At 65.9% G+C, this 26,072-nt stretch carries 21 protein-coding genes; 16 read left to right on the top strand and 5 right to left on the bottom strand.

The window, feature by feature from the left end:
* Positions 1–15: 15 nt before the first annotated feature.
* Entirely contained in the window at positions 16–1,635 is a 1,620-nt protein-coding gene (locus tag A9J21_RS13205; protein ID WP_066736256.1) for a bifunctional aspartate transaminase/aspartate 4-decarboxylase, read from the bottom strand.
* A gap of 345 nt (positions 1,636–1,980) precedes the next feature.
* Between A9J21_RS13205 and A9J21_RS13200 the strand changes: the two genes are divergently transcribed.
* Together A9J21_RS13200 and A9J21_RS13195 are read left to right on the top strand one after the other, a co-directional pair.
* Positions 1,981–4,725 (top strand): decarboxylase, encoded by a 2,745-nt coding sequence (locus A9J21_RS13200; RefSeq protein ID WP_066736254.1) that lies wholly within the window; start codon positions 1,981–1,983, stop codon positions 4,723–4,725.
* Positions 4,726–4,767: 42 nt separating this feature from the next.
* A complete protein-coding gene (locus A9J21_RS13195; protein ID WP_066736252.1) occupies positions 4,768–5,058 on the top strand; it encodes a hypothetical protein in 291 nt (96 codons plus the stop codon).
* Between the two features lie 60 nt (positions 5,059–5,118).
* Here the strand turns inward: A9J21_RS13195 and A9J21_RS13190 are convergent, their stop codons facing one another.
* Entirely contained in the window at positions 5,119–5,988 is an 870-nt protein-coding gene (locus tag A9J21_RS13190; protein WP_231906912.1) for an ATP-dependent Clp protease proteolytic subunit, read from the bottom strand.
* 255 nt (positions 5,989–6,243) lie between these two features.
* On the opposite strand from A9J21_RS13190, the gene A9J21_RS13185 reads away from it, so the two are divergent.
* On the top strand, positions 6,244–6,924 hold the full coding sequence (locus A9J21_RS13185; protein ID WP_066736249.1) for a hypothetical protein: 681 nt from the start codon (positions 6,244–6,246) through the stop codon (positions 6,922–6,924).
* Between the two features lie 149 nt (positions 6,925–7,073).
* On the top strand, positions 7,074–8,807 hold the full coding sequence (ybaL, locus tag A9J21_RS13180) for a YbaL family putative K(+) efflux transporter (protein ID WP_066736245.1): 1,734 nt from the start codon (positions 7,074–7,076) through the stop codon (positions 8,805–8,807).
* Between the two features lie 21 nt (positions 8,808–8,828).
* Here the strand turns inward: ybaL and A9J21_RS13175 are convergent, their stop codons facing one another.
* Both A9J21_RS13175 and A9J21_RS13170 read right to left on the bottom strand, forming a co-directional pair.
* Positions 8,829–9,848 (bottom strand): hypothetical protein, encoded by a 1,020-nt coding sequence (locus A9J21_RS13175; RefSeq protein ID WP_066736243.1) that lies wholly within the window; start codon positions 9,846–9,848, stop codon positions 8,829–8,831.
* 102 nt (positions 9,849–9,950) lie between these two features.
* Positions 9,951–11,462: a PLP-dependent aminotransferase family protein gene (locus A9J21_RS13170; protein ID WP_066736241.1), complete on the bottom strand. Its 1,512-nt coding sequence runs from the start codon at positions 11,460–11,462 to the stop codon at positions 9,951–9,953.
* Positions 11,463–11,602: 140 nt separating this feature from the next.
* On the opposite strand from A9J21_RS13170, the gene A9J21_RS13165 reads away from it, so the two are divergent.
* The 11 genes from A9J21_RS13165 (at position 11,603) to A9J21_RS13115 (ending at position 24,176) form a co-directional block, all read left to right on the top strand.
* Positions 11,603–12,868 (top strand): 4-aminobutyrate--2-oxoglutarate transaminase, encoded by a 1,266-nt coding sequence (locus A9J21_RS13165; protein ID WP_066736240.1) that lies wholly within the window; start codon positions 11,603–11,605, stop codon positions 12,866–12,868.
* Between the two features lie 294 nt (positions 12,869–13,162).
* Positions 13,163–14,140, top strand: a complete 978-nt coding sequence (locus A9J21_RS13160; protein WP_066736279.1) for a tripartite tricarboxylate transporter substrate binding protein — start codon at positions 13,163–13,165, stop codon at positions 14,138–14,140.
* A gap of 68 nt (positions 14,141–14,208) precedes the next feature.
* Positions 14,209–15,798 (top strand): gamma-glutamyltransferase family protein, encoded by a 1,590-nt coding sequence (locus A9J21_RS13155; RefSeq protein ID WP_066736239.1) that lies wholly within the window; start codon positions 14,209–14,211, stop codon positions 15,796–15,798.
* Positions 15,799–15,996: 198 nt separating this feature from the next.
* Positions 15,997–17,436, top strand: coding sequence for an FAD-dependent tricarballylate dehydrogenase TcuA (gene tcuA / locus A9J21_RS13150; RefSeq protein WP_066736238.1), 1,440 nt, complete (start codon positions 15,997–15,999; stop codon positions 17,434–17,436).
* On the top strand, positions 17,423–18,595 hold the full coding sequence (gene tcuB / locus A9J21_RS13145) for a tricarballylate utilization 4Fe-4S protein TcuB (protein WP_066736237.1): 1,173 nt from the start codon (positions 17,423–17,425) through the stop codon (positions 18,593–18,595). Before tcuA ends, tcuB begins: the two co-directional genes overlap by 14 nt.
* A gap of 47 nt (positions 18,596–18,642) precedes the next feature.
* Entirely contained in the window at positions 18,643–19,431 is a 789-nt protein-coding gene (locus A9J21_RS13140; protein WP_066736236.1) for a class II aldolase/adducin family protein, read from the top strand.
* Positions 19,432–19,649: 218 nt separating this feature from the next.
* Complete coding sequence (locus A9J21_RS13135) at positions 19,650–20,624, top strand: tripartite tricarboxylate transporter substrate binding protein (protein ID WP_231906911.1); 975 nt, start codon at positions 19,650–19,652, stop codon at positions 20,622–20,624.
* 36 nt (positions 20,625–20,660) lie between these two features.
* Positions 20,661–21,551 carry an amidohydrolase gene (locus A9J21_RS13130; RefSeq protein WP_066736231.1) on the top strand — a complete coding sequence of 297 codons (891 nt, stop codon included), beginning with the start codon at positions 20,661–20,663 and terminating at the stop codon, positions 21,549–21,551.
* A gap of 54 nt (positions 21,552–21,605) precedes the next feature.
* Positions 21,606–22,601 carry a tripartite tricarboxylate transporter substrate binding protein gene (locus tag A9J21_RS13125; RefSeq protein WP_066736230.1) on the top strand — a complete coding sequence of 332 codons (996 nt, stop codon included), beginning with the start codon at positions 21,606–21,608 and terminating at the stop codon, positions 22,599–22,601.
* A gap of 8 nt (positions 22,602–22,609) precedes the next feature.
* On the top strand, positions 22,610–23,614 hold the full coding sequence (locus A9J21_RS13120) for a D-2-hydroxyacid dehydrogenase (protein ID WP_066736229.1): 1,005 nt from the start codon (positions 22,610–22,612) through the stop codon (positions 23,612–23,614).
* Positions 23,615–23,711: 97 nt separating this feature from the next.
* Positions 23,712–24,176 (top strand): response regulator, encoded by a 465-nt coding sequence (locus tag A9J21_RS13115; RefSeq protein ID WP_231906910.1) that lies wholly within the window; start codon positions 23,712–23,714, stop codon positions 24,174–24,176.
* 23 nt (positions 24,177–24,199) lie between these two features.
* On the opposite strand, the gene A9J21_RS13110 is transcribed toward A9J21_RS13115, so the two are convergent.
* Positions 24,200–24,841, bottom strand: coding sequence for an HD domain-containing protein (locus A9J21_RS13110; protein ID WP_066736228.1), 642 nt, complete (start codon positions 24,839–24,841; stop codon positions 24,200–24,202).
* A 141-nt stretch (positions 24,842–24,982) separates the two neighbouring features.
* On the opposite strand from A9J21_RS13110, the gene A9J21_RS13105 reads away from it, so the two are divergent.
* On the top strand, positions 24,983–25,969 hold the full coding sequence (locus A9J21_RS13105) for a GlxA family transcriptional regulator (RefSeq protein ID WP_066736227.1): 987 nt from the start codon (positions 24,983–24,985) through the stop codon (positions 25,967–25,969).
* Positions 25,970–26,072 lie beyond the last annotated feature (103 nt).

Raw genomic sequence — 26,072 nt, 5'->3', positions numbered from 1 at the left:
TCAAGGTGACCGCAATTACTTCTTCTTCGACTTGGTCTCCTTGCCGCCTTCGGTCTCGCGATAGCGCTCCAGGTACTCGTCGCGCAGCTTGCGGACCGAGCGGCCGATCTTGACGTAGTCCTCTTCGTTGAGGTTCGCCAGCGACACGCGACCGGACGGATGCCGCGTGCCAAAGCCGCCGCCGGGCAGCAGCACCACGCCTGCTTCCTCGGCCAGCCGGAACAGCAGTTCGTGCGGCTGGATCGATTCGAGCAGCCACTTGACGAACTCCGGTCCCACCTCGCGGCTCATCTGTTCCACGTCGAGCAGGGTGTAGTAGTCGACGACGTTTTCGTCGACCTCGGCCATTGGTGCGCCCATGCCACGGTACAGGGCGGCCTTGCGGCTGCGGATCAGTCGCTTCATCGCTTTCTTGTAGCTTTCGGCGGTATCCATGAGGGAGAACAGCGAGAACAGCACCATCTGCACCTGCTGCGGCGTGGAGAGGCCTGCGGTGTGGTTGAGGGCCACGGTGCGGCTGTCGGCCACGATGCGGTCGATGAACTGGAGCTTCTCGGGGTCGGTGGTGATCGACGAATAGCGCTTGTTCAGGCCGGCGCGTTCGTCCTTGGGCAGGTTGGCGAGCTTTTCGTCGAACAGGTTTGTCTTGTGCGTGGCAATCACGCCCAGCCGCCAGCCGGTGGCGCCGAAATACTTCGAGTACGAGTAGACCAGGATGGTGTTGCGCGGGCACATGGCGAACAACGACACGAAGTTGTCGGCGAACGTGCCGTAGACGTCATCGGTCAGGATGATCAGGTCCGGGCGCTCCTTGACGATCTCGGCGATGTATTTCAGGCTTTCGTCGCTGACCTTGACCGACGGCGGGTTGCTGGGGTTGACCAGGAAGAACGCCTTGACCTTGGGGTCGCGCAGCTTGTCGAGTTCCTTTTTCGAGTATTGCCAGCCTTCGGCCGGGTCGGCGTCGATCGACAATTCCGTCAGGTGATATTCGGACAACTCGGGAATTTCGATATACGGCGTGAAGATCGGCATACCCAGCGCAATCGTGTCACCGGCCTTGAGCAGGTGATTGACCCGCATGGAATTGAACAGATAGGTCATGGCCGCGGTACCGCCTTCCACGGCATAGAGATCGAAATCCCCAAGGAACGGATGCTTGCCGATCATTTCCCGGCGGATGTATTGCTTGACGATCTTTTCCGTCAACCGGAGCATGCGGTCGGGTACCGGGTAATTGCAGGCCAGGATGCCTTCGCACATCTCGTAGAGGAAATCGCCGCCATCGAGCCCAAGCTGGTCGCGCACGTAGGAGACGGCGCCGGCCAGGAAGCGGACGCCCGGCACGTCGCGGTGCTCGCGCGCAAAGAGATCGAAGCGTTCCTCGATGCCGGCACGGCGTGGAAAGCCGCCGACGCCTTCGGCCAGATACGAGAATGACCGCTCCGATTCGCGCATGGCGAACAGGCCAAGCTGCCAGAAGCCATGGCGCGGCACCGTGGCCAGGAAATTCGGATTGCCGCGGCCGGCATTGAGCATGAGCCGGTTGGACACACTGCCGGCTAGTTTGATCAGCTCGTCCTTCAGCTCGAATGGCGAAAGGCTGGCCAGCTTGGAAGTATCCCGCTTGCTCATCGTGTGTCTCCGGTTCGGTCGAATGTTGCGGCGCGAAATCGGCTGCCCTTTGGGGCGCTTGTCGCGAGCCGCGTGATGGATGGGCATCTTGGCGATCAGGAAAAATCGCGCGCAGGTGCCACGCACTATTCCCAGATACACAACCTAGTCTGCAGAGCGTGTGTGCTCAATTGGGCCAAAGGGCTACTGGAAGGGATTTGCCCGGCATTTGCGGGCAGGATTAGGCCAAGGTCCAATGGAAAAAAGGGCGCCGGCTGCCAAATTCTCTGATTGACTGCATCGCCGTCACGCAGGCATTTGCGCGCAAGAATCCCGGCCACGACGCCGATTTTCCGGAGACAGAACATGGAAGTGGACCAGCAGACATCGAAGCGGGACCTTCACCAGTTTCTGGCTGCATCCGAAGGCCGGATCGACCGCTGGCGTACCCTGCACCGGCTGGCAAAGTCGCTGGCCGCGGCGCCGCAACAGGCGGAATCGTGGATGGGGCCGTGTCGCGACGTGCTGGACGAGCTGCGGCCGCTGGAGCAGCTGAATGGCTATCCGGGTACACAGATCTTCGCGCAGGTGGAGACCCGGTTCGCCGAGCGCGACTGGAACGCGCTCGCGCGCCTGGTGGGGCGCATCAGCACCGCGTTGCTGTCCAACAGCTACCGTGACGGCCACGAAGCGTGGCTGGTCGAGGAAGAGGGCGAGACGCGGCTACCGGAATTCCTGCCGCCGTCGATCGGCAGGGGGCAAAGCCGCAAGCCGTATTTCGAGGTGCTGATCGTCGCCGCAGGCGAGCCGTCCACGTGGGACGACCTGCGCACGTCGTTCCGGCGGCTGCGGCGCGAGGACGACCAGTTCGTGTGCGAGACCGTCGTGGTGGGCAGCTTCGAGGACGCCTTGCTGGCCGCCATCTTCAACTACAACCTGCAAGCGGTGGTGATTGTCGACGGCTTTGTGTTTGCCTCGCAGTTCACGTCGCCCGCCCTGCGCGAGATCATTACGCGCAACACGCCGGTGGGCACCGATGCGGGTGCTGGCGATACGGGTGCAACGCTGGCACGCGTGATACGGCGGTTGCGGCCCGAACTGGACGTGTACCTGTCCACCGACCGTGACGTCGGCCATCTGGCGGGTTCGGAAGAGGCAGCGCCGATCCGGCGCATCTTCTATGGGGCCGAGGAACCGATGGAAATCCACCTGGCGATCCAGGAGGGCGTGAAGGACCGCTACGAGACGCCGTACTTCGACAACCTGAAGCACTATGCGCAGAAGCCGATCGGCACGTTCCATGCGCTGCCGGTGGCGCGCGGCAAGTCGATCTTCAAGTCGAACTGGATTCGCGATATGGGCGAGTTCTATGGCGCCAACCTGTTCCTGGCGGAATCGTCGGCCACGACCGGCGGCCTGGACAGCCTGCTGGAGCCCACCGGCAACATCAAGCGGGCGCAGGAAAAGGCTGCGCGCGCGTTTGGCGGCGACCGCAGCTTCTTCGTGACCAATGGCACGTCCACGGCCAACAAGATCGTCCACCAGGCGTTGCTGTCGCCGGGCGATATCGTGCTGATCGACCGCGACTGCCACAAGTCGCACCATTACGGCATCGTGCTGGCCGGCGCGCAGCCGCTCTACATCGACGCCTATCCGCTGACCCAGTATTCGATGTACGGCAGCCTGGCGATCCGTCCCATCAAGCAGGCGCTGCTGGCGTTGAAGGCCGAAGGCAAGCTCGATCGCGCAAGAATGCTGGTGCTGACCAATTGCACGTTCGACGGCCATATCGCCAACGTGCGGCGCACCATGCTGGAGTGCCTGGCGATCAAGCCCGACCTGATCTTCCTGTGGGACGAGGCGTGGTTCGGCTACGCGCGGTTCTCGCCGCTGCTGCGCATGCGCACCGCCATGGGTGCCGCGTACAAGGTGCGCAAGATGATGCGTGACCCGGCTTACCGCGAGCAGTACGAGACGTTCAAGGCATCGGTGAAGGATATTCCCGATACGGACGCCCGCCTGCTGGACATGCCGCTGCTGCCCGACCCGGACGTGACGCGCGTGCGCGTGTACGAGACCGATTCGATTCACAAGTCGATGTCGGCGCTGCGGCAGGGGTCGATCATCGTGGTGGCCGACCAGGACTTCCACAAGGTCGAGGCGCCGTTCAAGGAGGCGTTCTTCACCCATACGTCGACGTCACCGAACCTGCAGATCATCGCGTCGATCGACCTGGCACGCCGTCAGATGGAACTGGAAGGCTATGAACTGGTGCAGCGCGCGCTGCAGCTGGCCATCGAAATGCGGCAGGAGATCAACGAACATCCGCTGATCTCGAAGTACTTCCGCGCGGCGACCCCGGCGGAGATGATTCCCGAGGTGTACCGGGCATCTGGGTACGCCGACTACGCGATGCCGGGCAAGACGCTGGCAGATACCGCGCAGGCGATGCGCGAGGACGAATTCTTCCTGGATCCCACCCGCATCACGCTGCTGTGCGGCAATGCTGGCTACGACGGCACCCAGTTCAAGGGGCTGCTGGCCGAGAAGTACGATATCCAGATCAACAAGACGTCGCGCAACAGCGTGCTGGTGCAGATCAACATCAACAACACGCGCAGCGACCTGGCGCATCTGATCAAGGCGCTGGCCGATCTGTCGCGCGACATCGACCGCCGGCTGGAAGAGGGCGGCGAAAACGAGCGCGCGACGTTTGCGGCGCGCGTCAAGTCGCTGGTGGAGGATGTGCCCGACCTGCCGAACTTCAGCCGCTTCCATAACGCGTTGCGGCTCGACAGCCGGAGCGCGACGCCTGAAGGGGATATGCGTACCGCGTATTACCTGGCCTACCGGTCCGAATGCTGCGAATACATCAAGCTCAACGATCCGCTGATCGACCAGCGGCTGGCCGAGGGGCCGGAACTGGTGTCGGCCAAGTTCGTGATTCCCTATCCGCCGGGCTTTCCGATCATGGTGCCCGGTCAGGTGATCACGCCGGAGACCATCGCGTTCATGCGCAAGCTGGACGTCAAGGAGATCCACGGGTTCAACGCGGCACGCGGGCTGGAACTGATCCGGCCCGAGGCACTGGAAGCACTGCGCAAGCCATGACCGCCAGGGCTTCGATTTTTCACTTCCGACGAGGCAACAGTGATGCTGAAAGCAAGATTCGAGGGAAAAGCCCGGACAAGCCGTCGTGCCAGGGCGTGCGTGCTGGCAGGGCTGGCGCTGCTGGTTGCGCTGCCCACGGCCCCGGCGTGGGGCACCGAGCAGGCCCAGCAACGCCGACAGGGCCGCGACGTGCGCCAGGACACGCGCCAGGGTGCGCGCGAGACCAAGCAGGACTGCCGCGCCGCTGACCAGAAGAGCAATTCGGCATGCCGGCAGGACAAGCGGCAGACCAAGCAGGGCGGCCGGGAGGCTGCGCGCGATATCAAGTACTAGGCGGACCCTGACTGCGGCGCGGGCGGATCGCCCGCCCGCCTGCGGCCGATTGCGCGGCGCTTACGCCCGCTTCAGCGCCTCGATCCGGCTGCGATAGGCGCGCTGCAGGCAGGCCTTGTCGCTGCACCGGTTGCGTTCGTCGCGCATCCAGGCGCGCTGGTCGTCCCTGATGCGCGTCTTGTTGGCGGTGGACGCAAGCTTGCGGCCATACAGATCGGCAAGCTCCTTGTCGGCGCGCGCCAGATCGGCATCGCCGCATACCAGTTGCGACGCCATGGACGTGAGCCGGCTGCAGTCGAAGCTGCGCGTCAGCGCCGCGTGGGTGTCTGTCCTGCTTTCGATGCGCCCCGGCTTGCATAGCCCTTGCAGCGACCGGCACACCGCGTTGCGGCCCACCCAGGCCATGTCATGGGCGCCGTGGTCCGCCACGAAGCGATTGATGGCGGCATGGGTGACGCCTCGTTGCATGGCGTTTGCCGCGACGATTTCATTGCACAGGGAATCCGACAGCAGGGCGGCCCCCTGGCGCTTGTAGCAGCTGTGGAACCCCAGCTGTCCGGACCCCAGGATGCTGCGGCGTTCGCCGGAGGCAAAGACAATGGACGCACACGCCGAAGCGCACCGGGCGCTGTCCGGCACCACTGTGTAGACGCGCACCTTGTCCATGGCGTCGACGAGCCGGAAGGCGGCCTCCACGTTGCCGCCGGGACTGTCCAGAATCAGCGTGATCAGGCCTTCGTCGTCGCGGTCGGCGATCCTGGCTACCGCCTGGAACTTGCCGGCGTCACCATCCTCGATGCGGCCCTCGCCAATCACCATCCTGCGATTCAGCTCGGGCTGGTGGTAGATGCGGAACGCCATGGCTGGCGCGCTGGCCGGGTACAGGCCCCCGCAGGCGAGCATCAGTGCTGCCAAGGCGCGCTGGAACAACGAAAGCTCCGCCTGCCTGGCTCGACCATCGACAGATCGCATCGCCGCCTCGCTTTTCTTGCAAATATGCAAAAATGTCACGGATCAACCGATATAGTGTTGCCAGTGGCACACATAAGAAAAGTGGGAGTATTCAAATTCTTTCGCAAGGCCCGACGCGGCCCGGCCGAAGCCAGGCCGGCGCCGGCGGCTGCGCCGCCTGCACCGTATGTTCAGGATACAACCAGTTCCTATGAGCGCGTATTCAATCGCGTGATGGAGCGCGTGGTTGGCATCTCCGATGCCGACGCCGCGGAAATTCTGGCCATCGTCAAGCGCAGCGGCTCCGACGGCCTGAACATGGCGGGCTATTTCGAGCAGGTGTATTCGGGGTATTTCAGGGGGCGCGACTGGACCTGGACCGAGTATGACGACTGGACGGCGATCTTCACCGAGATGGGCGCCTTCCCGTCGCACTGGACCGACATCGACCAGCCCCAGAAGGCCAAGACCCGGACCGAGGAACTGCTGGGCCAGCGAGTGGCGGATATCCGCGCGTTCCTGGATGCCCAGCGTGTCGAGTATTCGCCGCGCACCGGCAAGGTGCAACTGGTTGCGCTGGTGGAGCACACCGCCGGCCTGGAAGACTCCGCGCTGTGGCAGGCGGTGCTGGCAAGCCGCCGCCACGATGCAGAGTTGGCGGTCGAGCGCCGGCCCCGGCTGCTCTATGACCTGCTGATGCGGACCATCGCCTATCGCGCCAAGAGTGAGCGCGATGTGGAACGCGCCAAGGCTGCCGGCGTCAAACGGTTCGACCTGATGCTTGATATCGAGGCTGACCGTCCGTTTGTGGAGGTGGCGCGCAAGAAAAGCCCTTCGTCGGTGCCGCCTTTCTATCCCAACGACTTTACGTTGCTGCGGCCGATCATCGAGAACGGCGAACCTGGCGCCCGGTAGCCCGACCGCGCCAATGCCCCGTGGCGGCCTTGCCGTGGCCCAGGGGCGGGTCACGCATGCCATGCAAACGTTCGCGATGCGATGCAGGCATGGCAGTTACAATTCGTGGACGCCCCTTTGCCGCCGACCTTCCCAGACGCCCCAGACCCATGGATCACAACCTGACCCTCATCACCACGCTTGCCGCAGGCTTTGGTATCGCGCTTGTGCTCGGATTCCTCGCGGAGCGCATGAAGATACCGGCGCTGGTCGGCTACCTCGTGTCGGGCATCATCATTGGTCCCGGCACGCCCGGCTTTGTCGCGGACGTCCATCTGGCGGCCCAGCTTTCAGAGATCGGCGTGATGCTGCTGATGTTTGGCGTGGGGCTGCATTTCTCGTTGAGCGATCTGCTGGCCGTCAAGCGCATCGCCATACCCGGCGCGGTGGTGCAGATGGGGATCGCCACGCTGCTGGGCATGGCCATCGGCTGGGGCTGGGGCTGGCACTGGGGCACCGGGCTGATCTTCGGGCTGTCGCTGTCCTGCGCCAGTACGGTGGTGCTGCTGAAGGCGCTGGAAAGCCGTGGCGTGCTCGAAACCATGAATGGCCGTATCGCGGTGGGCTGGCTGGTGGTGGAGGATCTGGCGACGGTGCTGGTGCTCGTGCTGCTGCCGCCGCTGGCCGGGCTGCTGGGCGGGACCGTGAATGCGGAAGCACAGGCGTCGCAGTCGATCGGCATGACGGTGTTCCAGACGCTGCTGCAGGTGGTGGCCTTTATCGCGCTGATGTTGATTGCGGGGCGGCGGGTGCTGCCGTGGCTGCTGTGGCAGGTCGCCAAGACCGGCTCGCGCGAGCTGTTCACGCTGGCCGTGGTGGCGGTGGCAATCGGCATTGCTTTCGGTGCGGCCGAAATCTTCAGCGTATCGTTTGCGCTCGGCGCCTTCTTTGCCGGCATGGTGATGCGCGAATCGCAGTTCAGTCATCGGGCAGCCGAGGAATCGCTGCCGCTGCGCGATGCGTTCTCGGTGCTGTTCTTCGTTTCCGTCGGCATGCTGTTCAAGCCGGAGATCCTGGTGGAGCAGCCGCTGCACGTGCTGGCGGTGGTGGCCGTGATCGTGGTGGGCAAGTCGCTGGCCGCGTTCGCGCTGGTGCTGGCGTTCCGCTACCCGCTCAATACGGCGCTGACGGTGTCGGCCAGCCTGGCGCAGATTGGCGAGTTCTCGTTCATCCTGGCCGGGCTCGGTGTGACGCTCGGCCTGTTGCCGGCAGAGGGCATGAGCCTGATCCTGGCCGGCGCGCTGATCTCCATTGCCCTGAATCCATTGCTGTTTGCCGCGCTGGAGCCGGTGCGGCGCTGGATCCTGGCGCGTTCGGCGATTGCCCGCAACCTCGAACAGCGGGGCGATCCGTATGCCGAATTGCCTGTCACCACCGAGCGCAAATATCTGCAGGGCCAGGTGGTGCTGGTCGGTTACGGGCGCGTGGGGCGCCGGATCGCCAAGGCGATGCAGGAGCGCGGCATTCCGTTCGTGATTGCCGACGAGAACCGCGAACTGGTGGAAGGACTGCGCAAGGCCGGCTTTGCGGCGGTGTCCGGCAATGCGGCCGATCCGGCCGTGCTGATCCAGGCGCATATCGCCCATGCCGCCATGCTGGTTGTGGCCGTGCCCGAGCCGCTGTACGTGCGGCAGATGGTGGAGACCGCCCGGACGCTCAATCCGCATGTCGAGGTGGTCCTGCGCACCCATAGCGAGGACGAATCGAAGCTGCTGCGCAAGGAAGGGCTGGGCACCGTGTTCTATGGCGAAGAGGAGCTTGCCAAGGGCATGTCCGGCCACGTGCTGGGGCGCTTCGTGCCGGAGGCGGTCAACGGCGCCAGCGCCAGCCCGGTGGCCCTGTAGCGGCTGTTGGATGCCGGGCCTTCAGAGATAGCGTTCGGCTTCGTCCAGCAGGGCGCGCTGCGACACCATGTCGCCACGTGCGAAGTTGACCAGCGTGAACGCGCGCACCAGCGGCGGATCGCCCGGCACATGGGCCGTCAGCAGTTCGATGTCGCTGGCGGGCGTCGTGCTGTCCGGCTCCAGGAGCACATTCGTGGCGCTCAGGCGCAGCGGGCGGTGTGCGATCGAAAATCGGGCAGGCGCGTCCGCAAGCGTTTCGGTCAGGCATTCGAGCTGCCGTTCCAGGGTGCCCGCCGCAGCAGGCAGCTGGGCGAGTGCCTGTTCGTTGCTGGCAATTTGCTCGCGCAGTGACGTGGCCTCGGCCGCGCTGACCGGCGCATCGCCCCCCACCACTGACCGCATCCCTGTGCCCTGGCGTTCGAACAGTCGCAGCCGAGTCACCAGCAGGGCCTGCTCGCGGTCCAGTTCGTCGCGGCGCGACTTGCCTGCCGTAAAGCGGGCCAGTGACTCCAGCGCCAGCTGATCGAACATCCGGCGCACGATCTCGTCGCGCAGCGTGGCATCCGAATCGGCGATGATCGTCACGCGGTGCTCGCCGAAGCTGATATTGGTCTGGGGCACATCGGACCGCATCACATCGCCTTCCAGCGCCACCCCCAGTGTGCGCCGCTCGGTCATGGTCATGCCGAGCACGGCGGTGGCCGTCTGCGTGGCGGGCGATGCGGCAAAGTAGTCGCGCAGTTCGGGGGATCGGCTGAAGGTCAGTGCCACGTCGTGCGGGGTGCCGAAAAACGCGTGGATATAGGGATCGATGCCCCATGCGTGGTCGCTGGCGTCGCGCGCGGCGGGCACGTCGTGGACCAGCGTGCGCACGTGCGTCAGGGCCTGGGCCAGGGCCGGTCGCAACTGGCGCTCATAGTGCGATATCAGCCGCAGCCGGGGATTGAGCCGGGTGACGCGCTCGGCGAGTTCCGCCAATGCGTGCCTGTCGTGTTCGTCCGCGTGCGTGGCTCGCTCGCGCATCCATCCGATCAGCCCCATCGCTCTGCTCCCCAGGGTAGTCCGCTTGTGTCCGGCGGGCGGACGGCATCCGCCACAGTATTGCCAATGGATTGTAGGTAATTGCCGTGGCCGCTGGCCGGCTTAAATGCCCGTCAGCCGGTTGCGGCCTGGCAGACAGCCCAGCAGCACATCGAAGGCCGGGCCGATATGTTCCTCGGGCACGCAGGCGTAGCCCAGCAGCAGGCCCTTCTGGACGGATTGCCCCAGGTAATAGCGCGACAGCGGGCGAACGATGATGCCCCGCTCGCGTGCCGTGGCTGCGATGGCAACGTCATCCGCGTCGTCGGGCAGCCGCAATATCAGATGAAGGCCCGCATTGCTGCCCAGGCGGTTCAGGGCGGCGGGGCCCAGGTAACGCTCGATCAGGTCGGCCAGCATCGCGCGGCGCCGGGCATAGAGCGGGCGCATGCGCCGGATATGCGCGGCATAGTCGCCGGCCTGCATGAACTCGGCCACCGTCGCCTGCGTCATCAGGTGGCCGGCACGATACAGGTCGGCGTGCGCGGTCTGGAACGACGCGGCCAGGGCGCGGGGCAGGACCAGGTAACCCATGCGCAGCCCCGGATACAGCGTCTTGCTGAACGTGCCGATGTAGATCACCGGGGCATCGGGCTCCATCCCCTGCAGCGACGGGATGGGCTGCCCGGAGAAGCGGAACTCGCTGTCGTAGTCGTCCTCGACGATCCAGCTGCCGTGCTGCCGCGCGAACTCCAGCAGCGCGCGACGGCGCTTCAGGCTCATGACCGCGCCCATCGGATACTGGTGCGAGGGTGTCACGAAGACAAAGCGCGGCGGGGGAGCGTCGCCAATCGCATCGGTGTCGGGCAGCGTCAGCCCGTCGCCGTCCACGGGCATTGGCACCATGCCGATATCGCCCACCTGCAGCACGCTGCGGATGCCCCAGTAGCCGGGCTCTTCCACCCACGCCTGGTCACCGGGCGAGCCCAGCAGGCGAACCACCAGGTCGATGGCCTGATGGATGCCCTCGGTAATCAGCACCTGACCGGCGTCGCAACGTACCGAGCGCGCTACGCGCAAGTGCGTTGCCACGGCTTCGCGCAACGCCGGCAAACCGCCGCCATGGCTGTAGCTGAGCCATTCCGGCTGGGGATTGCGCCACAGGCGCGCCGAAATCTGGGAGTAGCGCCGATGTGGAAACCGGCGCAGATCCGGCACGCCCGGCATGAAGGCACCCCACTGCGTGGGCGATGCCGAGGCGTTTTCGATCAACCGGCGGCCTCGTGCAGACAGCCCCGGCATCTCGCGCGGGCCGGCCTCCGCCACCGTGGCGGCGGTCGCGTCGAGGTAGCTTTCGGGCGCCGTATCGGCCACAAACGTGCCGCTGCCAGTGCGGGCGCGCAGATAGCCCTCGGCCAGTAACTGCTCGTACGCGAACATCACCGTATTGCGCGACAGGCCCAGTTCCGCCGCCAGGTCGCGCTGCGGGGGCAGTCGGGTGGCCGGTGCCAAAGTGCCGTCGAGAATGGCCCCGCGAATGCACTCGTAAAGCCCCCGGTTCAGCGGCTTGCCAAACGCCGCAAGGCCGTCGGACCCCAGACGCTGGAGCAGCAGGTCACCGCAGATCGATTTCAATTGGCACCATTGAATTTATGAAAGTGGCGCTGGATTGTAGGGCCAAATGTGATTGAAATGTGCGGAATCGCTGCGCAGTGCCGGCTGAACCCCGGTGCGGCCACTGCCGGTGCCGACCTGCCCCCCTTCGCTTTCCGACCATGAAAAACATCGAACTGAATCAACGCCGCAGCCTTGCCACGCCCCGTGGCGTGGGCGTGATGTGCGACTTCTACGCCGAGCGCGCCGAGAACGCGACGCTGTGGGACGTCGAGGGCCGCGCCTACACGGACTTCGCGGCCGGCATTGCCGTGCTGAACACCGGGCACCGGCATCCCCGCGTGATGCAGGCGGTGGCCGCCCAGCTGGAACGTTTCACCCATACCGCGTACCAGGTGGTGCCGTACCTGAGCTATGTGTCGCTGGCCGAGCGCATCAACGCGCTGGCGCCGATCACCGGGCTCAACAAGACCGCGCTGTTCACCACCGGTGCGGAAGCCGTGGAAAACGCCATCAAGATCGCACGTGCCCATACGGGCCGGCCCGGCGTCATCGCATTTGCAGGGGGCTTCCACGGCCGCACGCTGCTGGGCATGGCGCTGACCGGCAAGGTGGTGCCGTACAAGGTGGGCTTCGGGCCGTTCCCGTCGGATATCTATCACGCGCCGTTCCCGGGCGCGCTGAATGGCGTGAGCACGGAACAGGCGCTGCAGGCGCTGGAAATGTTGTTCAAGACCGATATCGATCCGCAACGCGTGGCCGCCATCATCGTGGAGCCGGTGCAGGGCGAGGGCGGCTTCCAGCCGGCGCCTGCCGATTTCATGCGCGGCCTGCGCGCGGTCTGCGACCGCCACGGCATCGTGATGATTGCAGACGAAGTGCAGACGGGCTTCGGCCGTACCGGCAAGCTGTTTGCCATGTCGCACCACGACGTACAGCCCGACCTGATCACGATGGCCAAGAGCCTGGCTGGCGGCATGCCGCTGTCCGCCGTGTGCGGCCGCGCGGAGATCATGGACGCACCGCTGCCGGGCGGGCTCGGTGGCACGTACGCAGGCAATCCGCTGGCCGTGGCCGCTGCCCATGCAGTGATCGACACCATCGAACAAGAGCAGTTGTGCGAGCGCGCCGCGCAACTGGGTGCGCAGCTGCAGGCGCACCTTGAAGCGCTGCGTGCGCAGTGCCCGGCGATGGCCGAGGTGCGTGGCCTTGGTTCGATGATTGCTGCCGAGTTTGTCGACCCCGCCACCGGCGCACCGAGCGCCGAGCATGCCAGGCGCGTGCAGATGCGCGCGATGGAGGCGGGCCTGATCCTGCTGACGTGCGGCACCTACGGCAACGTGATCCGCTTCCTGTATCCGCTGACGATTCCGCAGGCGCAGTTCGATGCGGCGCTGGCCGTGCTGTCCAGCGCGCTGGTCGGCTGAAGCCGAAACCACGGGCCAGAAGGCCTGTGGCGAGAAAAAGAACAAGCCATCCAGAGAGCGCGCCGGGCACACCAATAGTGCCCTGGCACCAGGAGACAACACCAGCCTGCCGGCGCATCGGAAACGCTAACCAATCCGGTGCGCCAAACACGCAAACTTCATCGAACTGAAGGGGGCGGACGAGGCTCGTGTCAACAACGCAGCGATGCCAGTGGCACGCAAATTGCGGAAGGAATGGCGGCATCCGGCGCGTTCACGCGGATGACCATCGTTCGAATCAATGAGGGTACAGACATGCGTTTCTCTTCTTTCCGAGCACTACTTTCCATCGGCCTGATCGCGGCGTCGTCTCTGGCGCTGGCGCAGGGCGCGCGCGACTGGCCCACGCAGCCAGTGCGCATCGTGGTGCCATTCCAGGCCGGTTCGGCCACCGACCTGATCACGCGGCAACTCGGCGCCGGACTTGCCAAGGAATACGGCCAGAGCTTCGTGGTGGAAAACCGGCCCGGCGCGGCGGCGATGATCGGCAGCGAGGTTGCGGCCCGTGCGTCGGGCGACGGCTATACGCTGCTGATGTCGGGACCGGCGTCGATGGTGACCAACCGCTTCCTGTACAAGAAGCTGAGCTACGATCCGGACGCGTTCGAAAAGGTTGCCGTGGTGGCCATCACCCCCAATATCCTGCTGTCGAATCCGTCGCTGCCGTTCAGGACGCTGCCCGAGATGGTGGCCTACGCGAAGGCCAACCCCGGCAAGCTGTCGTACGCATCGTTCGGCACCGGCACGACGTCGCATATCGCTGGCGAGATGCTCAAGGCGGTTGCCGGCATCGACATCGTCCACGTGCCGTACAAGGGCGCTGGCGAGGCGATTCCTGCGCTGCTGTCGGGCCAGGTGTCGATGTACTTCGACACCATCATGACCGGCCTGCCGTATGTGAAGGCGGGCAAGCTGCGTGCGCTGGGCATGTCCACGGCAAAGCGTTCGCCGCAGGCGCCTGAAATCCCCACCATCGCCGAGCAGGGCTTCGCAGGCTACGATATCGCGCCTTGGTATGGCATTGTGGCGCCCAAGGGTACGCCGGCCGACGTGGTGGTCAAGCTCAACACGTCGATCAACAAGCTGCTGGCTACGCCTGACTTCCGCGAGAAGCTGGCCGTGACCGGTGCCGAACCGCGTGGCGGCAGCGTCAACGACTTCGCGGCCATGATCAACGCGGAGATCCCGCGCACCGAGAAGCTCGTGAAGCAGTCCGGCGTCGCGCTGCAATAAGATTCCGCAGCAAACCTCGTGGCGCTGCCTGCCGGCGCCATGTTCTTACTTTCTTACCTGTTCCGCCCATGTTGCCTTTCGATTGGTCCTTCCCGTATCCGTCCCAGAAGATGCCGCTGCTGGCCTCCAACGCCGTGAGCACCAGCCAGCCGCTGGCCGCGCAGGCCGGCCTGCGCATGCTTTACGAAGGTGGCAATGCCATCGACAGCGCCATTGCCACGGCGATTGCGCTGACGGTGGTGGAACCCGTCATGAACGGCATTGGCGGCGACATGTTCACGCTGGTCTGGCACGAAGGGCAGCTGTACGGCCTGAATTCCAGCGGCCGGGCACCGGCGGCGTGGACGCCCGATTACTTCGCCGGGCGTGACCGCATGCCGTCGGTGGGCTGGGACACCGTGACGGTGCCGGGCCAGGTGGCGGGCTGGAAGGCGTTGTCGGCGCGGTTCGGCAAGCTGCCGTTCGCGCGGTTGTTCGCGCCGGCCATCGAATATGCGGAGCAGGGCTTCATGGTGTCGCCGCAGATCGCGCGGCAATGGGCCGCACAGGTGCCAGTGCTGCGCGAGCAGCCCGGGTTTGCCAAGGCCTTCATGCCCAATGGCCGCGCGCCGCAGGCCGGTGAGCGCTGGCGCTTTCCCGAGCAGGCCGCCACGCTGCGCAAGATTGCCGAGAGCGATGGCGAAAGCTTCTACCGGGGCGAACTGGCAGAGCGCATCGTGGCGTTTGCGCAGGAAACCGGCGGCGCGCTGCGTGCCGGCGATCTGGCGGCGCACCAGCCGGCCTGGGTCGAGCCGATGAAGCAGGACTTTCGCGGCTACACGCTGCATGAGATCCCGCCTAACGGCCAAGGTATCGCGGCACTGATCGGCCTGGGCATCCTGGACCGCTTCGACCTGGAAGGCATGGGCGTGGACAGCGCCGACTTCTATCACGTCGGCATCGAGGCCATGAAACTGGCCTTTGCCGACCTGCACCGCCATGTGTCGGACCCCGCGACGATGCAGCACGCGCCGGCGTCGTTCCTGGACCCGGCCTACCTGGCCGAGCGCGCGGCGCTGATCGACCTCAAGCGCGCGGGCACGCCTTCGGCCGGGATGCCGAAGGTCGGCGGCACCGTGTACCTGACGGCGGCCGACGCTGGGGGCTCGATGGTGTCGTTCATCCAGTCGAACTATCGCGGATTTGGCTCGGGCGTGGTGGTGCCGGGCACGGGTATTTCGCTGCACAACCGCGGCGAGGGCTTCAACCTGAAACCGGGCCACGCCAATTGCGTGGCGCCAGGCAAGCAGCCGATGCACACGATCATTCCGGGTTTTGTCACGCGCAATGGGGCGCCGGTGATGTCGTTCGGCGTGATGGGCGGGTCGATGCAGGCGCAAGGTCACGTCCAGATGATGGCCCGGCTGGCCGCGTTCGGCCAGAACCCCCAGGCCATGAGCGACGCGCCACGCTTTCGGGTGGAGCACGGGCCGGTGGTCAATGTCGAAAGCCATCTGCCGGCCGATGTGGTGGCGGCGCTGCGCGAACGCGGCCACCGGGTGGAGGTGGCGCCGCACGACAGCCTGGAATTCGGCTCGGCCCAGCTGATCTACAGGGCCGAACACGGCTATATCGCCGCATCGGACTCGCGGCGCGACGGGCAGGCCGTGGGATTCTGACCATCGGGGGATGGGCGGAGTGGGGCGGCGGCCGGCAATTCCGGTTGCCGGGCTGGGCATCACAAATCGTGATACCCCCATGCCGGACAAGGGCTTAGCAGCATTCCGCCCTGCGGATAGAGTCACGGACAGACTCACGAAGGCATTGATAGCCGTGTCCATCCCCACTCACAATCCCCGCAAGCAGGGCGTCCGCGCATGATCGACGTTCTGGTAATCGGTGGCGGCAACGCCGCCCTCTGTGCCGCACTGATGGCCCGCGAGGCCGGCGCCAGCGTCATGCTGCTGGAAGCCGCGCCGCGCGAATGGCGCGGCGGCAACTCATCCCACACCCGCAACCTGCGCTGCATGCATGACGCACCGCAGGACGTGCTGGTCGAGGCCTATCCCGAAGAGGAATACTGGCAGGACCTGCTCAAGGTCACGGGCGGCCTGACCGACGAGAAGCTGGCCCGGCTGGCTATCCGTGCGTCGTCGACCTGCCGTGACTGGATGCGCAGCCACGGCGTGCATTTCCAGCCGCCGCTGTCCGGCGCGCTGCACGTGGCGCGCACCAATGCGTTCTTCATGGGTGGCGGCAAGGCGCTGGTCAATGCGTACTTCCGCAGCGCCGAGCGCCTGGGCGTGCAGATCCGCTACAACGCGCCGGTCGACGCCATCGAGCTGGACGGCAGCCGTTTCGTGGCGGCACGCATCGGCAGCGAGCGGATCGAGGCCCGCGCCTGCGTGCTGGCGGCTGGCGGCTTCGAATCGAACCGCGAATGGCTGCGCGAGGCCTGGGGCCAGAACGAACGCGGCGAATGGCCGGCCGACAACTTCCTGATCCGCGGTACGCGCTTCAACATGGGCGTGCTGCTCAAGCACATGATTGCCCAGGGCGCCGACGCCATCGGCGATCCGTCGCAGTCGCACTGCGTGGCGATCGACGCGCGGGCGCCGCTGTATGACGGTGGCATCTGCACGCGTATCGACTGCGTGTCGCTGGGGGTGGTGCTCAACGCCAACGCCGAGCGCTTCTACGACGAGGGCGAGGACTTCTGGCCCAAGCGCTACGCGATCTGGGGGCGCCTGGTGGCCCAGCAGCCGCAGCAGATCGGCTATTCGATCATCGACGCCAAGGCCGTGGGCCGCTTCATGCCGCCGGTGTTCCCGGGCGTGAAGGCCGACACGCTGCCCGAACTGGCGCGCAAGCTGGGCCTGGACGAAGCCACGTTCATGCGCACCATCGACGACTACAACGCCGCCTGCCGCGTGGGCAAGTTCGACCACACGTCGCTGGACGACTGCCACACCGAAGGCGTGACACCCGCCAAGACCCACTGGGCCCGCCCGATCGACACCGCGCCGTTCTTTGGCTACGCGCTGCGTCCCGGCATCACCTTCACCTACCTGGGACTGAAGGTGAACGAGGAATCGGCCGTGCATTTCGATGGGAAGCCCAGCCAGAACCTGTTCGTGGCAGGCGAGATGATGGCTGGCAACGTGCTGGGCAAGGGTTATACGGCCGGCGTGGGCATGGCTATCGGCACGGCATTCGGCCGCATCGCCGGCACCCAGGCGGCCAGGGCTGCCAAGTCGGGCGGCCAGGCTGGCGCGGCAACGCAGGCATCACGGGAAAAGGAATATGCAACATCTTGAAGCGCTGACGCGCGAGGCGGCGGCGCTTGCCAATGGTGCGCTGCCCTTGACCACCGACGAGGCCGAAGTGGCCCGCACGCTGCAGATCTGCAACGCCTGCCGCTACTGCGAAGGCTTCTGCGCGGTGTTCCCGGCCATGACGCGCCGGCTGGAATTTCCCAAGGCGGATATCCACTACCTGGCAAATCTGTGCCACAACTGCGGTGCCTGCTATCACGCGTGCCAGTACGCACCGCCGCACGAGTTTGCGGTGAACATTCCGCAGGCGATGGCAAAGGTCCGCGTGCAGACGTATGGCGACTACGCCTTCCCGGCGGCGCTGGGCGGCCTGTACCGGCGTGCGGGCATGACGACGGCGCTGGCACTGGCCGGCGGCCTGGCGCTGTTCCTGCTGATGGTGCTGGCGATGCGCGGCACGCTCTGGCACGAGCCGCTGGCGGGCAATTTCTACGCGATCTTCCCGCACAACCTGCTGGCGGCGATGTTCGGCGTGGTCTTCCTGTTCGCCTGCGGCGCGCTGGGCATCGGGGTGACACGGTTCTGGCGCCAGGTCACGCCGGGCACGCGCAACGGCGACGAACGCGGCGCCGCCACGGGCGGGGCCGTACACGATGCGCTGAAGCTGAAGTACCTGGATGGCGGGCACGGGCAGGGCTGCAACAACGACGACGATGCCTTCACGCTGCTGCGCCGCCGCTTCCACCACTTCACGTTCTACGGCTTCATGCTGTGCTTTGCGGCAACCGCCGTCGCCACGCTGTACCACTATCTGCTGGACCTGCACGCGCCGTATCCGGTCACGAGCCTGCCGGTGCTGCTGGGCATCGCCGGTGGCATCGGCCTGCTGATCGGGCCGGCTGGCCTGCTGTGGCTGAACCTGAAGCGCGACGCGCGTACGATGGACACGAAGCAGAAGCCGATGGACCGTGGCTTTATCGCGCTGCTGTTCCTGACCAGCGCAAGTGGCCTGGCGCTGCTGGCGTTCCGCGATACCGGTGCGATGGCGTCGCTGCTGGCGGTTCACCTGGGCATCGTGATGGCGCTGTTCCTGACGCTGCCTTACGGCAAGTTCGCGCACGGCATCTTCCGTAGCGCGGCGCTGCTCAAGTTCCATATCGAAAAACGCCGCCCCAGCGATCTCGCGCTGGGCTCGGACTGAACCGAATCCACTGAATCCAGATACCGAATCCACCAAGGAGACACATCATGACGAAACCCGGTGTGCTGAACATCCCGTCGATGCGCGGCCAGTGCAGCGAGGCGGAATGGCAGGCGCGCGTGGACCTGGCCGCCTGCTACCGGCTGGTCGAGCTATATGGCATGGCCGACATGATGGCCAACCACATCTCCGTGCGCGTGCCGGACGAGGAAGACGCGTTCCTGATCAACCCGTACGGCATGATGTACGAGGAGATCACGGCATCGTGCCTGATCAAGGTGGACCACGCCGGCAAGATCCTGTCGACGCCCGACTTCGGGGCGCTGAATTACGGTGTCAACAAGGCTGGCTACGTGATCCACAGCGCCGTGCACCACGCGCGCCCCGAAGTGGCCTGCGTGATCCACACGCATAGCTGGGCATCGATGGCCGTGTCGTCGCTGGCATGCGGGCTGCTGCCGATCACCCAGACCGCCATGCGCTTCCTGAAGATCGGCTACCACGACTACCAGGGCGTGGTGCTGGACACCGCCGAGCAGGAATCGCTGATTGCCGACCTGGGCCGTGGCGAGGCGCTGATCCTGCGCAACCACGGCGCGCTGACCGTGGGCAATTCGGTGGGCGAGGCGTTCAACTGGATGCACCGGCTGGAGTTGGCCTGTCGCTCGCAGGTGGCTGCCATGTCGTGCAATACGCCGCTGCAGCAGGTATCGCCCGACGTGCTGGAGGAGACCTGGAACAACTACCAGCCCGGCACGCGTCGTCCCTACGGCCTGATGGAATGGCCGGCGCTGCTGCGCAAGCTCGACCGTCTGGACCCGGGCTACCGGGACTGATGGACCAACGGCGCAGACCGTTGGCCGCTGTTTGGTGTCGCCTCTCTCCCGCGTGGCGGGAGAGAGCGGGGGGAGGGCAAGTCTTTCAAATCGAGGCGCGTAGCAAGCAGAACCTCAAGCCCTCTCCCCCAACCCTTCTCCCGTGCGCGTGAGAGGGGAGCAAGTCCAGAAAAGCAAATACCGAAGAAAGCCCCCGCTTGGCAGGTTGGAGTAGACAAATGAACCGCAGAACCATGCTGGCGCAGATTCTTGCGCTTGGCGCCGCCCCCTATGTGCTCAGCGCTCGCGCGCAGCCGCTTTCAAACAAGCCCGTGACGCTGATCGTGCCGTTTGCCCCCGGCGGCAACCTCGATGTGGTGGCGCGCGCCATTGCCCCGGCGCTGGAACAGAACCTTGGCCGCAACGTCATCGTCGACAACCGTCCAGGCGCGGGCGGCGTGATCGGTGCATCGGCGGTGGCGCGTGCGGAGCCCGATGGCTCCACGCTGCTGGTGACCACGCCCAACGCGGTGGTGGTGCTGCCCAGGATGACGCGCACCAATTTCAAGCTGGCGAGCTTCAGCCCGGTGGGCCTGATGTCCACCACGTCGCTGGTCGTCGTCGTGAAGGGCGGCGATGCACGTTTCAAGGACGTCGAGGCGCTGCTGGCCTATGCGCGTGCCAATCCGGGCAAGCTGGCTGCGGGTCATGCCGGCCCCGGTACGACCAACCACATGGCGCTGCTGCAACTCGAAGATGCCGCCAGGATCCGGCTCAACCAGGTGCCATACAAGGGCTCGGCCCCTGCGCTGGTCGACCTGATGGGCGGCCAGATCGACATGGTGGTGGATCAGCTGACCAGTTCCGCGCCGCATATCCAGTCTGGCGCGTTGCGCGCGCTGGCGGTGATGTCGCGCGACCGCGATGCCACGCTGCCGAAGGTGCCCACGCTGCGGGAGGCGGGCCTTTCCAACTTCGAGGCCACCACTGCCACCGGCCTGCTGGCGCCGGCAGGCACCCCGGCGGGAGTGGTCGACACGATCAATACCGCGCTGCGCAAGGCCCTGGCCGAAGGCAGCGTCAAGAGCCGGCTGCAGAACGTGGGCAGTGTGGCGCAGGCATCGTCGCCCCAGGAGCTGCTGGCGTCGCTGCAGAAGGAAGATGCCCGCGCCCAGGCGCTGGCCGCGGCCGGCCGGCTCAAGGCGGCCGAATAACCACGCCCCACGGCATCTGAACAAGCGAAAGAAACCATGACACGCCCCTGCCTGCCACCGCTGGCATCGATCACGCCGCCGTCGTTCCGCGCACCTGCCGGTGCCTGCGACAGCCATGCCCACGTGTTCGGGCCGTATGGCCGTCATCCGCTGGCCGATGACCGCAGCTATACGCCTGCCGAGCATCCGGCCGAAGCATTTATCGCCCATCTGGACGAACTGGGCCTGACGCGGGGCGTGCTGGTGACGGCCAGCGCCAGCGGCACCGACAACAGCGTGGTGATCGATGCCCTGCGCCAGTACCCCACGCGACTGCGCGGCATTGCCGTGCCGGCTGCCGACACCACCGATGCGCAGCTCGATGCCTGGCATGACGCCGGCGTGCGTGGCGTGCGCTTCAACCTGTACCAGATCGGCGGCCACGCGGTGTACCGCAACGGCGTGGGCATCGACGTGCTGGAAGCCCTGGCGCCGCGCCTCAAGGCACGCGGCTGGCACGCGCAGATCTGGATTCATGCCCCCGATCTGGTGGAACTGGGGCCGCGCCTGAAGGCACTGGCGCTGCCGCTGGTGATCGACCACATGGGCCGCATGGCCACGTCGCGTGGCGTGGGCGATGCGGGTTTCCAGGCGCTGTGCGCGCTGCTGGCCGAAGGCGTGGCCTGGACCAAGATATCGGGCGCCGACCGCCTGCAGCCAGCCGGTTCGCCGTACCGCGAGGTCGATCCGTTTGTGGCGGCGCTGCTGGCGGCCAATCCGGAGCAGATCGTCTGGGGCTCGGACTGGCCCCATATCAACTATTTCGATCCGGCGCAGATGCCCGACGACGGCGAGCTGTTCAACCTGCTCGCCCGCTGGATTCCCGGCGAGGCCGACCGCCACCGCGTGCTGGTGGCGAACCCGGCCCGGCTATACGACTTCGGGTGACGGTACCGAAGCCATCAAGACACACAACTACAACGACTGGAACGGAGACTACGCATGAGCCCGACAACACCCCGGAATACCTTCAGGCACACCCCCGCCAGGCTGCTGGCCTGCGCGCTGACCGCCGGCCTGACGCTGGCAGCGCCGGCCCGCGCCGACGACTATCCGGCCAAGCCCGTGCGCGTGGTGGTGGCCTTCACGGCTGGTGGTACCACCGACATGCTGGCGCGCAGCGTCAGCCAGCAACTGGCCCAGCGCTTCAAGCAGTCGTTCGTGGTGGATAACCGGCCGGGTGCCGGCGGCAATATTGGCACCGAGTACGTGGTGCGCGCGCCTGCCGACGGCTATACGATGCTGGTCAACTCCGTGGGGCCGATCTCGATCAACCAGACGCTGTACAAGAAGCTCAACTACGATCCGCTGACCGATCTGGTGCCGGTGGTGCAGATCGCCGACGTGCCGAACGTGCTGGTGGTGCATCCGTCGCTGCCGGTGAAGTCGTTCGAGGAGTTCGTGGCGTACGCCAAGGCCAATCCGGGCAAGCTGAACTACAGTTCGACGGGCGTGGGCACGTCGTCGCACCTGTCGGGCTTCATGCTGACCGAGCGGATGGGCACGCAGGCCACGCATATTCCGTACAAGGGTGCCGATGCGCTGAACGACCTGCTGTCCGGACGCGTGCAGTTCATGTTCGCGACCATCCCGTCGGTGATGCCGCATATCCAGGCCGGCAAGCTGCGTGCGCTGGCGGTGTCCAGCGCCAGGCGCTCGCGTTCGCTGCCGGATCTGCCCACGGTGGCCGAAAAGGGCTTCCCGGGCTTCGAGGCCGGATCGTGGTTCGGCTTCTTCGCACCCAAGGGCACGCCGCAGGACGTGATCACCAAGGTCAACCAGGCCGTCAACGAGGCGCTGCCGTCGCTGCAGGCGCAGATGATCCGCGAAGGGGCCGACCCGGTGGGCGGATCGCCGAAGCAGTTCGGTGATTTCACGCGCAAGGAATACGTCAAGTGGAAGGCCGTGGTGAAAGCCTCCGGCGCCACGGTGGATTGAGTTACGCCATGCCATCTGAAGCCCTGCGTATCCTGCTGTCCGGCGCTGCGTTGCAGTCGCAACGCGCGGCCATTGACACGGCCATGGCGGCCGCCGGCGCCAGCTGGCAGCCGGTGGTCGTGCCCCCGGTGGATGACCCGCGCGCCGTGGATGCCGACGTGGCCTTTGTGTCGCGCGACGTGACCGGTCTTTCCACCAAGCACGAGATCCTGCCTGCCACGCAACGCTTCTATACGGCGATGCTCGATGCGCCGTCGCTGCGCTGGACCCATACGCATTCGGCAGGCGCCGATCGCGCGATCTTCGGGCAGTTGCGCCAGCGCGGCGTGACCGTCACCACGTCTTCGGGGGCAAACGCCGGGGTCGTGGCCCAGACGGCGCTGGCCGGACTGCTGGCGCTGGCCCGCCATCTGCCGCAGCTGATCGACGCGCAACGGGAATCGCGCTGGGCGCCGCTGATCGGCACCGGCCTGCCTCGGGATCTGCAGGGCCAGCGCGCCACCATTGTGGGGTGGGGACCGATCGGACAGCAGATCGGCGCGGTGCTGCGGGTGCTGGGACTGACGGTGACGGTGGTCAGGCAGCGGGCTGCGTCGATGGAGCCCGGATTCGACGCGGTCACGTTCGAGCAGTTCGACTCGGTATTGCCCGATACCGACTGGCTGATCCTGGCCTGTCCGCTGACCGTGCGCACCCGCGGGCTGGTCGATCGCGCGGCCTTGCAGCGCCTGCCGGCCGGGGCGCGACTGGTCAACGTGGCGCGGGGCGAGGTGGTCGACGAAGCCGCGCTGATCGACGCCTTGCGCGCGGAGCAATTGGGCGGTGCGTACCTGGACGTGTTTGCCCACGAGCCGCTGGCTGCGTCGTCGCCGCTCTGGTCGCTGCCGAACGTTATCGCCACACCGCACAGCGCCGGCTTTTCGGATGGCAACGCCGCACGCGTGGTCGACATCTTCCTGGACAATCTACGACGCTGGTCAGTGGGAGAGACCCTGAGAAATCGGGTGGACTGATCGATTTCAGACGCGTCTGCATGGTATTGCGGAAATTTCCGCAACCTGCGCGGCGGGAACGCATTGACAATAGGTCATCGCATGTTTTCGAACCGCCATGACCATGCCCTTTACCGCTGCTTCCAGACCGACGGCCGCTCCCGCGTCTTCCGCGTCTTCCGCACCTGCCTTGTCGCCGCTGCCGCGCATCGTTGTTGCCGAGGACAATCCAGTGTGCCTGCTGGTGCTCGTTGAACAGTTGCGCGCCATTGGCGGGTGCGAGGTCCTGGCCTGCGAAGACGGCCAGGGTGCCTGGGCGATGCTGCAGGAGGGCGCTGCGTTGTTGCTGACCGATGTCGGACTGCCGGGGATGGGCGGCCTGGGCCTGGCGCGGGCCATTCGCCGGGCCGAGCTGCAGCGGGGCGGCAGTCGCCTGCCCATTATCGCGGTGACGGCGACCGCCGACAGCAAGACGCGCCGCCGGTGCCGGGCCGCCGGTATCGACCTGGTGCTGGCGAAACCGGTCAGCCGCGAGATGCTGACTTACCTGGTGGGCCGGTACGTCAGCCGCCCACCCATTTGACCAACGGCTGCGGCAGCAGGGCGTCAGCCCTTCCAGGCCGATGCGCGGATAACGCTGCAAAAGTTGCCACGGTGGAAGTGCGGGCTCTTGTCAGCCAGCACGTCGGCCTTGACGTTGCCGAACGTGGTATCGGGCTTGTGCTGGATGCCATCGTAGAACGCCTGGATGATGTCTTCCTTGAACTGCGGCGTGCGCGGGTGGGCATGCACCACAGCTTCGCGATCGGCATTGGCAAACGTGTCGTAACGAATGCCCAGCACATCCATTTCTACGCCGGCGGTCACCAGTGCGATCTCGGGCGCCATGAACTCCGGGATGCCGGGCGTGGTATGCAGCGCGATGGCCGTCCAGACCTTTTCCACTTCCCGTTCCCCAATGCCACGGCTGCGCAGGAAATCGGCGGCCGCGTTGGCGCCATCGACTTCGAACCGTTTGTCGGGGCTGCTGTGCGAATGGGTCAGACCCATGTCGTGGAACATTGCGCCCGCATACAGCAGTTCGGCGTCGTAGCCAAGCCCACGCTGCAGGCCAGCCAGTGCGGCCCAGTAGTAGACGCGGCTGGAGTGGTGGAAGAGCAGTGGCGACTCGGTGTCGCGCACGAGTTCGGTGATTTCGCGGGCCAGCTGGCTGTCGGGAATGGCGATGTCGCCAATGGTGAAGCGCATGTTTGCTCCTGTCGGGTAGGGTTGCTTCGAGTCTAGGAGCCGGAGTAGTATGTCTTCAATCGTCGTATAGCGACGAATTGAGACATACCCGGACGATCCGGACGATTGGGACGTTCCCCGGGGCAATTCCCTGCTTTCGCCATGCCAGCCACCCGCACCATCGGCCTCTTGGCCATCGAAGGCGTCCAGTTGCTGGACGTCTCCGGCCCGCTCGACGTTTTTGCCGAAGCCAACGTCCAGGCAGGCGCCACGGTCTACCAGATGAAAGTGGTGGCGGTGCGGCGCGGGCCGCTTACGGCGTCTTCGGGCGTCAGGCTCCTGCCTGATATCGTGATCGAGGACGATATGGCGACCGCGTCGCCGTCACGCTTCCATACGCTGCTGGTGGCCGGAGCGCCCCACGCCGGCAACTCGCCCGCAGATCCCCTGGTGCTTGACTGGATCCGCCGGGCGGCACCGGCAACCAGGCGTTATGGATCCGTCTGCAGCGGTGCTTTCCTGCTCGCGGAGGCCGGGCTGCTCGACGGCCGGCGGGCGACCACGCATTGGGCCGCTGCCGATACGCTGGCGGCACGTTTTCCGAAGGTGACTGTGGATGCCGATGCCATCCACGTGCGCGATGGCAAGGTGCGCACCGCTGCCGGCGTGACGGCGGGCATGGACCTGGCCCTGGCGCTGGTCGAGGAAGATCTTGGGCGCGACATCGCGCTGAAGGTGTCCAGCCAGTTGGTGATGTTCTTCAAGCGGCCCGGCGGGCAAAGCCAGTTCAGCCGCCGCGAAGCCCCTGCCGCTGCAAACCGTTCGGCCCTTCAGGAACTGCAGCGCTGGGTAGCGGCCCATCCGGCGGCGGCCCACGACGTGCCAAGCCTGGCCGCGCGCATCGGCGTCAGCGCGCGGCACCTGTCACGGCTGTTCCAGGAGGAGGTTGGCGTCACTCCGGCCAACTGGGTGGAGGCCGCGCGCGTGACCGCCGCGCGGCAACTGCTGGAGGAAGGGAACATCGCCCCCAAGCAGGCCGCAGCCGAGTGCGGCTTTTCCAGCGTCGACACCCTGCGCCGCGCGTTCCTGCGCGTGGTCGGCGTAACCCCGGCCGAGTATCGCAAGCGCTTTGTGTCCGGGGCGGAGTGATCCGTTTCCTATTGGCGCCGTTGTTTCTTCGGCATCGAAGCTCGTAGTTCAAGGATTCGACGATTTACCGGCATATCCCGTGCTGAACAGAATGGCCGCTCAC

Origin of the sequence: Cupriavidus sp. D384 (assembly GCF_001652915.1) — a bacterium.
In the GTDB taxonomy this organism is placed as follows: domain Bacteria; phylum Pseudomonadota; class Gammaproteobacteria; order Burkholderiales; family Burkholderiaceae; genus Cupriavidus.
The sequence above is the reverse complement of the archived record's forward strand: the minus strand, read 5'-3'. Positions and strand labels throughout refer to the sequence as shown.

Excerpts from the sequence above, each read along its gene's own strand:
- A9J21_RS13160 (WP_066736279.1), top strand. The coding sequence starts at position 13,163 with ATGCGTTTCTCTTCTTTCCGAGCACTACTTTCCATCGGCCTGATCGCG.
- A9J21_RS13135 (WP_231906911.1), top strand. The coding sequence starts at position 19,650 with ATGAACCGCAGAACCATGCTGGCGCAGATTCTTGCGCTTGGCGCCGCC.
- A9J21_RS13105 (WP_066736227.1), top strand. The coding sequence starts at position 24,983 with ATGCCAGCCACCCGCACCATCGGCCTCTTGGCCATCGAAGGCGTCCAG.
- A9J21_RS13155 (WP_066736239.1), top strand. The coding sequence starts at position 14,209 with ATGTTGCCTTTCGATTGGTCCTTCCCGTATCCGTCCCAGAAGATGCCG.
- A9J21_RS13140 (WP_066736236.1), top strand. The coding sequence starts at position 18,643 with ATGACGAAACCCGGTGTGCTGAACATCCCGTCGATGCGCGGCCAGTGC.
- A9J21_RS13110 (WP_066736228.1), bottom strand. The coding sequence starts at position 24,841 with ATGCGCTTCACCATTGGCGACATCGCCATTCCCGACAGCCAGCTGGCC.
- A9J21_RS13120 (WP_066736229.1), top strand. The coding sequence starts at position 22,610 with ATGCCATCTGAAGCCCTGCGTATCCTGCTGTCCGGCGCTGCGTTGCAG.
- A9J21_RS13175 (WP_066736243.1), bottom strand. The coding sequence starts at position 9,848 with ATGGGGCTGATCGGATGGATGCGCGAGCGAGCCACGCACGCGGACGAA.
- A9J21_RS13115 (WP_231906910.1), top strand. The coding sequence starts at position 23,712 with ATGACCATGCCCTTTACCGCTGCTTCCAGACCGACGGCCGCTCCCGCG.
- ybaL (WP_066736245.1), top strand. The coding sequence starts at position 7,074 with ATGGATCACAACCTGACCCTCATCACCACGCTTGCCGCAGGCTTTGGT.
- A9J21_RS13185 (WP_066736249.1), top strand. The coding sequence starts at position 6,244 with ATGGAGCGCGTGGTTGGCATCTCCGATGCCGACGCCGCGGAAATTCTG.
- tcuB (WP_066736237.1), top strand. The coding sequence starts at position 17,423 with ATGCAACATCTTGAAGCGCTGACGCGCGAGGCGGCGGCGCTTGCCAAT.
- A9J21_RS13130 (WP_066736231.1), top strand. The coding sequence starts at position 20,661 with ATGACACGCCCCTGCCTGCCACCGCTGGCATCGATCACGCCGCCGTCG.
- A9J21_RS13165 (WP_066736240.1), top strand. The coding sequence starts at position 11,603 with ATGAAAAACATCGAACTGAATCAACGCCGCAGCCTTGCCACGCCCCGT.
- A9J21_RS13195 (WP_066736252.1), top strand. The coding sequence starts at position 4,768 with ATGCTGAAAGCAAGATTCGAGGGAAAAGCCCGGACAAGCCGTCGTGCC.
- tcuA (WP_066736238.1), top strand. The coding sequence starts at position 15,997 with ATGATCGACGTTCTGGTAATCGGTGGCGGCAACGCCGCCCTCTGTGCC.
- A9J21_RS13205 (WP_066736256.1), bottom strand. The coding sequence starts at position 1,635 with ATGAGCAAGCGGGATACTTCCAAGCTGGCCAGCCTTTCGCCATTCGAG.
- A9J21_RS13125 (WP_066736230.1), top strand. The coding sequence starts at position 21,606 with ATGAGCCCGACAACACCCCGGAATACCTTCAGGCACACCCCCGCCAGG.
- A9J21_RS13200 (WP_066736254.1), top strand. The coding sequence starts at position 1,981 with ATGGAAGTGGACCAGCAGACATCGAAGCGGGACCTTCACCAGTTTCTG.